This window comes from Eikenella sp. NML120348 (assembly GCF_001648435.1).
Taxonomy (GTDB): Bacteria; Pseudomonadota; Gammaproteobacteria; order Burkholderiales; family Neisseriaceae; genus Eikenella; species Eikenella exigua.
Genome location: NZ_LXSP01000002.1, coordinates 373525 through 380552, shown reverse-complemented (window position 1 = coordinate 380552; position 7028 = coordinate 373525). Strand labels below are relative to the sequence as shown.

3 protein-coding genes and 1 pseudogene are annotated in these 7028 nt (G+C 50.6%); 1 reads left to right on the top strand and 3 read right to left on the bottom strand.

What is annotated here, in order from left to right:
- Positions 1 to 292: 292 nt before the first annotated feature.
- A pseudogene (gene hemB / locus A7P99_RS05050) lies at positions 293 to 1284 on the top strand (porphobilinogen synthase); the annotation flags it as partial.
- Positions 1285 to 1692: 408 nt separating this feature from the next.
- Here hemB and prfB read toward each other — a convergent pair.
- From prfB to A7P99_RS05035, 3 genes are all read right to left on the bottom strand, one after another.
- Positions 1693 to 2796 carry a peptide chain release factor 2 gene (gene prfB, locus A7P99_RS05045; RefSeq protein ID WP_067448631.1) on the bottom strand — a complete coding sequence of 368 codons (1104 nt, stop codon included), beginning with the start codon at positions 2794 to 2796 and terminating at the stop codon, positions 1693 to 1695.
- Positions 2797 to 3015: 219 nt separating this feature from the next.
- Positions 3016 to 4332, bottom strand: coding sequence for a putrescine-ornithine antiporter (gene potE / locus A7P99_RS05040; RefSeq protein WP_067448633.1), 1317 nt, complete (start codon positions 4330 to 4332; stop codon positions 3016 to 3018).
- Positions 4333 to 4459: 127 nt separating this feature from the next.
- Positions 4460 to 6622, bottom strand: a complete 2163-nt coding sequence (locus A7P99_RS05035; RefSeq protein ID WP_067448635.1) for an ornithine decarboxylase — start codon at positions 6620 to 6622, stop codon at positions 4460 to 4462.
- Positions 6623 to 7028 lie beyond the last annotated feature (406 nt).

Here is a 7028-nt window from a genome sequence, read left to right as displayed (position 1 = left end):
TAAAACACCCACACTTATCGGTAATCTGATTGTTAAAGAGCTGCTGAACCGTAAAACCGACAACAAAACCGTGCCGTAAGGAACAGCGAAGATGCGGACTATACGCCTACCAGAATATTTTGTCAAATACCGGAAAACAAAATATCCACAAACAAAAACTAAATCACTAAGACGGAAGAAGTTTCATTAGCGGAAAATTGCGTACCACATCTGCCACCATTCTCATCAATCCCCTTTTCTAGTTAAACGACATAGAATATACGCCGTTAAAAACATCCCATAGGTTTCCAGTATGAATTTCCCGCCCTGCCAAGTTCCCTTCATCCGCCCACGCCGGATGCGTAGAGATGATTTTTCTCGTTGCCCGATGCGTAAGCATCCCCTCACTTATCTACCCTGTATTCGTGCTGGAGCAATGCTCTGGCAACGAGCCCATTCCTTCCATGCCCGACATTGAGCGGCAAACCTTGGATAACCTGCTGCACCAAGCTGAGCAAGCTTGCGAACTGGGCATTCCCATGCTGACCTTATTTCCTGCTTCAGTGCCGCATAAAGACCTAACTGCCAGCGAAGCCTACAACCCAGAAGCATCGTACCGCACACCGTGCGCGCCTTGCGCGACCGCTCTCCCGAGTTGGGCATGATGACTGATGTAGTACTCGACCCCTACACCAGTCACGGCCAAGACAGCTTGATTGATGAAAATGGCTACGTATGTATTATAATGATGAAACCGTAGAAGTGCTGATTAAATAAGCATATGCCACGCTGAAGCCGGCGTACAAGTGGTTGCCCCTCCGATATGATGGACGGTCGTATTGGCTCCATCCACGCGCCATCCACGAAGCCTTGGAAGATGCCGGCCACATCCATACCCGACTGATGGCCTATTCTGCTAAATTATGCTTCCACCTTCTACGGTCCGTTCCGCGATGCAGTGGGCAGTTCCGCCAACTTAGGCAAGGCTGACAAACGCACTTATCAAATGGGTCCCGCCAACAGCAACAAAGCCTTGCACGAAATCGCGCTCGACTTACAGGAAGGTACAGACATGGTGATGGTGAAGCCTAGCCTGCCCTATCTCAATGCCATCCGCTGCATGAAAGACCAATTCGGCGTACCCTCCTATGCATACCAAATATCCAGCGAATACACCATGCTCCAAGCCGCCATCAAAAACGGCTGGCTTGACGGCAACAAAGTTATCCTCGAAAGCCTAGCTCACCTTTAAACGCACCACCGCAGACGGCATTCTCACCTAATTACGCCATTGAAGCGGCCAAACCGCCCAAGCCGGGCTCACCTGCATCCCCTGCGCCCCAAAGCCCGCACATTACAGGCCGCCCGGTACAGCCAGCACAAAAACACCAAACCCGAACACAGCAGCAAACCAACCAACACCCAAGTTCCAGACACTGCCACCCTGCCAAGTTGCCGAGTTCCCCTGCCGACAATTCCAGCCAACCCAACGCCTTCAACAAAACCATTCCCACCAGCCAACTCAATAATTGGCTCAAGCACACCAATACCGCCAAAAGTTGCATCCGCTGAGCAAGGCTAGCTTAGGCGAAATGTGTATTCACGCTGTTGTTTAGTCATCATATTGCCCCTTGAGTTAAACGTTTGAGGCTACCTGAAACCCTCATCACACTTTCAGGTAGCCTTTCTGCATTCAAATCACTTAAGCGGCAATCACATGCCCTGTTTCAAGCTGGCTTCGATGAAGTCGTCCAAATCGCCGTCGAGCACAGCTTTGGTGTTACCGGTTTCGTAGCTGGTGCGCAAGTCTTTGATGCGAGAGGAATCGAGCACATAAGAGCGGATTTGGCTGCCCCAGCCCACGTCTGATTTACCTTCTTCCAGCGCCTGTTTTTCCTCGTTGCGCTTACGCATTTCCAACTCAAACAGCTTGGCACGCAGCATTTCTTCGCAAACGCGGCGATTATCGTGCTGCGAGCGGCTGTTTTGTGACTGCACCACAATGCCGGTAGGAATATGGGTCATGCGCACAGCGGAGTCGGTTTTGTTGATGTGCTGGCCGCCGGCGCCGGACGCGCGGTAGGTGTCGGTGCGAACGTCTGCCGGGTTGATCTCCACTTCAAAGCTATCGTCCACTTCAGGGTAGACGAACACAGAGGCAAAGGAAGTATGGCGTTTGTTGTTGGAATCGAATGGGGAGTGGCGCACGAGACGATGCACGCCGGTTTCGGTGCGCAATAGGCCGTAGGCGTATTCGCCTTCCAAGCGGATGGTGGCGCGATTGATACCGGCAATTTCGCCGTCGTCCTGCTCCATGATTTCCACTTTGAAGCCTTTGCGCTCGCCATAACGCACATACATGCGCAGGAGCATGCCGGCCCAGTCTTCGGCCTCGGTGCCGCCAGCGCCGGCAGTGATATCGATAAAGCAGTTGTTCACGTCGGCAGACTGGTTAAACATGCGCTTGAATTCGAGCTCGGCCATTTGTTTTTCCAGCTCGGCTACATCTTCCTCAATCGCGGCAAAGCTGTCTTCATCTCCCTCCTCCAGCGCCATATCGATGAGCAGGCGGTTGTCGTCGATGCCGCCGGCGATATTGTCGAGCGTGAGCACAATGCCTTCGAGCACTTTGCGCTCTTTGCCAATTTCTTGGGCGCGTTTAGGATCGTTCCAAAGCTCGGGATCCTCCGAGAGGCCGACCACTTCTTCCAGCCGGTCTTTTTTGCCGTCGTAATCGAGATACACGCGAATTTCGCCACTGCGTTTTTCCAGGTCGGCGAGGGTATTGTTGAGTAGGTTGATGCGTTCGGCTTCCATGATTATTGTCTTGGTGTTTAATGCGTTAAATTCAGGGGGGCGTATTGTAACAGATTCAGGAAGAACGCCCGAAAGGCAGTGGCAGTATTTTTCAGGTAGCCTTCAATCCATGAGGCTACCTGAAAAAGCGCAGCCCCCGAATTCTCCTCTATTTAGAATTCGGGGGCTGCTTTTAGCAGGTTTGCCTAAACTGTATTCAGACCGGTTTGCTATAACCGACTAATACGGCTCTTTCAGGTCGAATTTCTTACCAGCAACCTGACCGTAGATCAGCCAGCCGAAGAAAGTTACCAAACCACCACCGAGCATAGCATCTGCGCCGGAACCATACAGGGCGTAGAAGCTGTAGATATTACCAATCAGAGCAACGATGGTGGTTACTTTCAACTCGCCAGCCGGCACGTTGCTGACTTTCTGCATGACATACAGGGCAGACATAGACAGTACGTAGGGCACGAGGTTGGTTACTACAGCCAAGTTCACCAATACGTCGAACTGCTCACTCAAGCTCGGGCTTATGGTCATCAGGGAGAGCAGGGTTTGAACCACGCACAGGATGATCATACCTACCAACGGAGTGTTAGATTTGGTAACAGAGCTGAACGCTTTGGGAAAGTAACCTTGGTCAGCACTGGATTTGAACACTTGGGCCACAGTGAACTGCCAACCCAACAGGGAACCAGTACAAGCCAGCACCATCAAACCCATTACCACTTTGCCGATAGTCGGGTTGAAGATTTGGGCAAACACCAAACCAAACGGGCCATCGGAAGCAGCCAAAGCAGCATTATCGACAATACCGGCTACTACGTTGGTAGAAACGATATAAATTACCGCAGTCATCAGGGTACCGCCCAATACAGCGATCGGCACGTTTTTCTCGGGGTTTTCTACGGCATCAGAGTTTGCACAGGCAGATTCCAAGCCAAGGAATGACCACAAGGTGATTGAAATGGATTTCGGCAGAGCTTCAAACACACCGTAGTTATGCGGGTTCCAAGCGGCAGCATATTTAGCGCCATCAAACCAGAACCAGCCGATAATGGAAATACCAACCACCGGAATCACCACGCCCCACACGGTGAAGCTGCCGATGCGGCCGGTGATGGATGCGCCGCCGAAGTTGGCAACCGTGGTTACCCATACGAAGATAATGGTCCACATGGCTACTTGCTGCGGAGAAAGCTGCCATTCCATCAACTGGGCAAGGTAGCCTACTGCGGTAATAGCAATAGCGATGTTGGCAATTACAAGAGAAACGGCGTAGGTGTAGTTGGCAATAAAGTTACCGGATCTACCGAAGGCATACTCGGCATAACCACCCATACCACCAGCATTTTTACTGAAGCGGCCACACTTAGCGAACGCGTAAGCCAAGGCCAGAGAACCGCCAGCGGTAACCAGCCATGACAAAATAGAAATCGTACCAACCTGAGCCAATTTGGCTGGCAACAGGATGATGCCTGAGCCCATCATATTTACCATGGTGAGAATGGTCAGTTGCACCACGCCCATCTTGTTTTGAGAGGTTGACATATACTTAATCCTTCTTAATGCAGCAGGCGGGTTTAACCAATATTCTGGCGAAGCCTGCGCTGCCGCGCAATCAAATTTATCTAACAAAGGCTACCTGAAACCGTTTCAGGTAGCCTGATACGGCTTATTAGCCTTTAACCACTACATGACCGAAAGCACGGCGGCTGCCGTCTTCCACGGTCTGCAGATATACACCTTGCAGCTCAGGTTCGAAACCAGGCAAGCAGTTGATGCCTTCTTCGAGAGCCAGGAAGTATTTCTGCACTGCACCACCCCAAACTTCGCCCGGGATAGTACACAGTACGCCCGGAGGATAAGGCAGAGCACCTTCAGCAGCGATTTGACCAGCGATTTCGCTCAAGCGAACCAGTTTCACTTCGTTGCGGATGAAGGCTTGCTGTGCGTCGTAGGGCAGCATAGCTTGTTTCGGCCAGCCATCGGCACGGAACATCTCGCTCTGCAACTGTTTCATGTTATTGCGTTTGTAGAAGTCGTGCATTTCTTGGCACAGGCGACGGATGGTGTAGCCTTTGTAGTACTCAGCATTGCGGCCATATACAGTGGGCACCACTTCGCTCATCGGGCTGTCAGCTTCGATGTGTTTTTCGAAGCGAGAGATCAGAGCAACCAAGTGTTCCATCTTAGCCAGATCTTCGGCTGGAGTCATCAGGAACAGAATGGAGTTCAAGTCGCATTTCTCCGGAACGATACCGTTGTCGCGCAGGAAGTTAGCCAAAATGGTAGCAGGTACACCGAAGTCTTCGTATTCACCGGTTTCCACGTTGATACCAGGAGTGGTCAACAGGAATTTGCACGGGTCAACAAAGTATTGGCCTTTACCGTAGCCAGGGAAGGAGTGCCATTTAGCGCCCGGCTCAAATTCGAAGAAGCGCAGATCTTGAGCAATCTTCTCGGTCGGGTAGGATTCCCACGGTTTGCCGTCAATGGTTTCCGGAATAAACGGTTTGATCAGCTTGCAGCTTGCACGCAGCATCTTACGAGCTTCAATACCTACGGTTACGCAGTCGCGCCACAGGTTGCGACCTACTTCACCATCCAAAACCCGAGCGTTCACGTCCAGAGAAGCGAACATCGGGTAGAACGGGCTGGTAGAAGCATGAATCATGAACGCATTGTTGAAGCGTTTGTGGCTGCAATAGCGTTTCTGGCCTTTAATGTGGCTGTCTTTTTTGTGAATCTGAGAAGCTTGAGAGAAGCCAGCCAGTTGTTTGTGTACGGATTGGGTAACGAAGATACCAGGATCGTTTTCGTTCAGTTCCAGCAACATCGGTGAGCAATCGCGCATCATCGGGATGAATTGCTCGTAACCTACCCAAGCAGAGTCGAACAGGATGTAGTCGCACAAGTGACCAATGCGGTCTACTACTTGGCGAGCATTGTAGATGGTACCGTCGTAAGTACCCAACTGAATGATAGCCAAGCGGAACGGACGTTCTTCTTTAGCACGCTCCGGAGCAACTTTAGCCAGTTGTTCGCGGATGTAGGCTTCTTCGAAGCAAGCATTGTCAATACCACCGATGAAGCCGTAGGGGTTACGAGTAGTTTGCAGGTAAACCGGGATAGCGCCGCCAGTAATCAGCGCGCCGATGGTGTTAGATTTGTGGTTGTTGCGGTCGAACAATACCAGGTCACCTTTAGCCAAGAGAGCGTTGGCCACCACTTTATTGGAAGAAGAAGTACCGTTCAGAACGAAGTAGGTCTTGTCGGCATTGAACACTTTGGCAGCGTATTGCTGGGCTGCACAAGCAGGTCCTTCGTGGATCAGCAAATCACCCAAGCGAACGTCGGCATTACACAAGTCGGCGCGGAATACGTTTTCACCGAAGAATTCGTAAAATTCGCGGCCGGCAGGGTGTTTGCGGTAGAACTGTCCACCTTGGTGTCCGGGGCAGTCGAACTGGGCGTTACCGATGTTTACATACTGCTTCAGCGTACCGAAAAAAGGAGGGGCAAGTTTGGAACCGTATTGATTTACGGCAGTATCCACTTGGCGGCCATAGTATTCTTCATTGCCGCGACCTAATTGAATCACGCCGTTCACACGGGTCAACAGGCTTTCGGGCACGCTCTCGCCGGGCTGCAGAGCAACAAATACCGGAATACCGAAGCCGGTGGCTTCAACCTGCTCTACAGCCTTGGCTGCATCGGCAGTAGAAGCAACAACGGCACCAATACCTGCGAGGTCGGCACCTTGCACGTCCACCACATCTAACTCAGTGGTGAAGCCCTGTTGAACAGACGGGCTGGCTGCTACTTTCAAAAACGTCATATCAAACTCCTATGTGTTTAAAAACACCGCCGCCAAACCACAGCGGCAGCAATGGGAAAACTCTTTATTTGGAGTGATGAGTGTATGTTATGTTTTGTGTTTTTGTGTAGTTTTGTGAATCAGTCATCTTGCCCCGCATTCCACCTAAACAAAATTTAGCATTTTGCTTTATTATTAACCAAACAATAAGTGCTAAATTCTCTGTGCGCTTAAATGAAAACGGTTCACATCTCTATTTCTTTATATGCTAACACAGCGCAATTCTTAAAATTTTTCCCTTGCTGCGCAGTGAAATATTAGCATAACTGCCAAACAACTGCCAAATATTTTTCGCTTGAAAAGCAACAAAAAACAACCCTACTGACCGTAAGTCTATTATTTGTAAAAACAAGTTATGTAAAAATTT

What these genes read in the sequence shown, in the direction of transcription:
- A7P99_RS05035 (WP_067448635.1), bottom strand. Translation starts at nt 6,622, where the DNA reads ATGACGTTTTTGAAAGTAGCAGCCAGCCCGTCTGTTCAACAGGGCTTC.
- potE (WP_067448633.1), bottom strand. Translation starts at nt 4,332, where the DNA reads ATGTCAACCTCTCAAAACAAGATGGGCGTGGTGCAACTGACCATTCTC.
- prfB (WP_067448631.1), bottom strand. Translation starts at nt 2,796, where the DNA reads ATGGAAGCCGAACGCATCAACCTACTCAACAATACCCTCGCCGACCTG.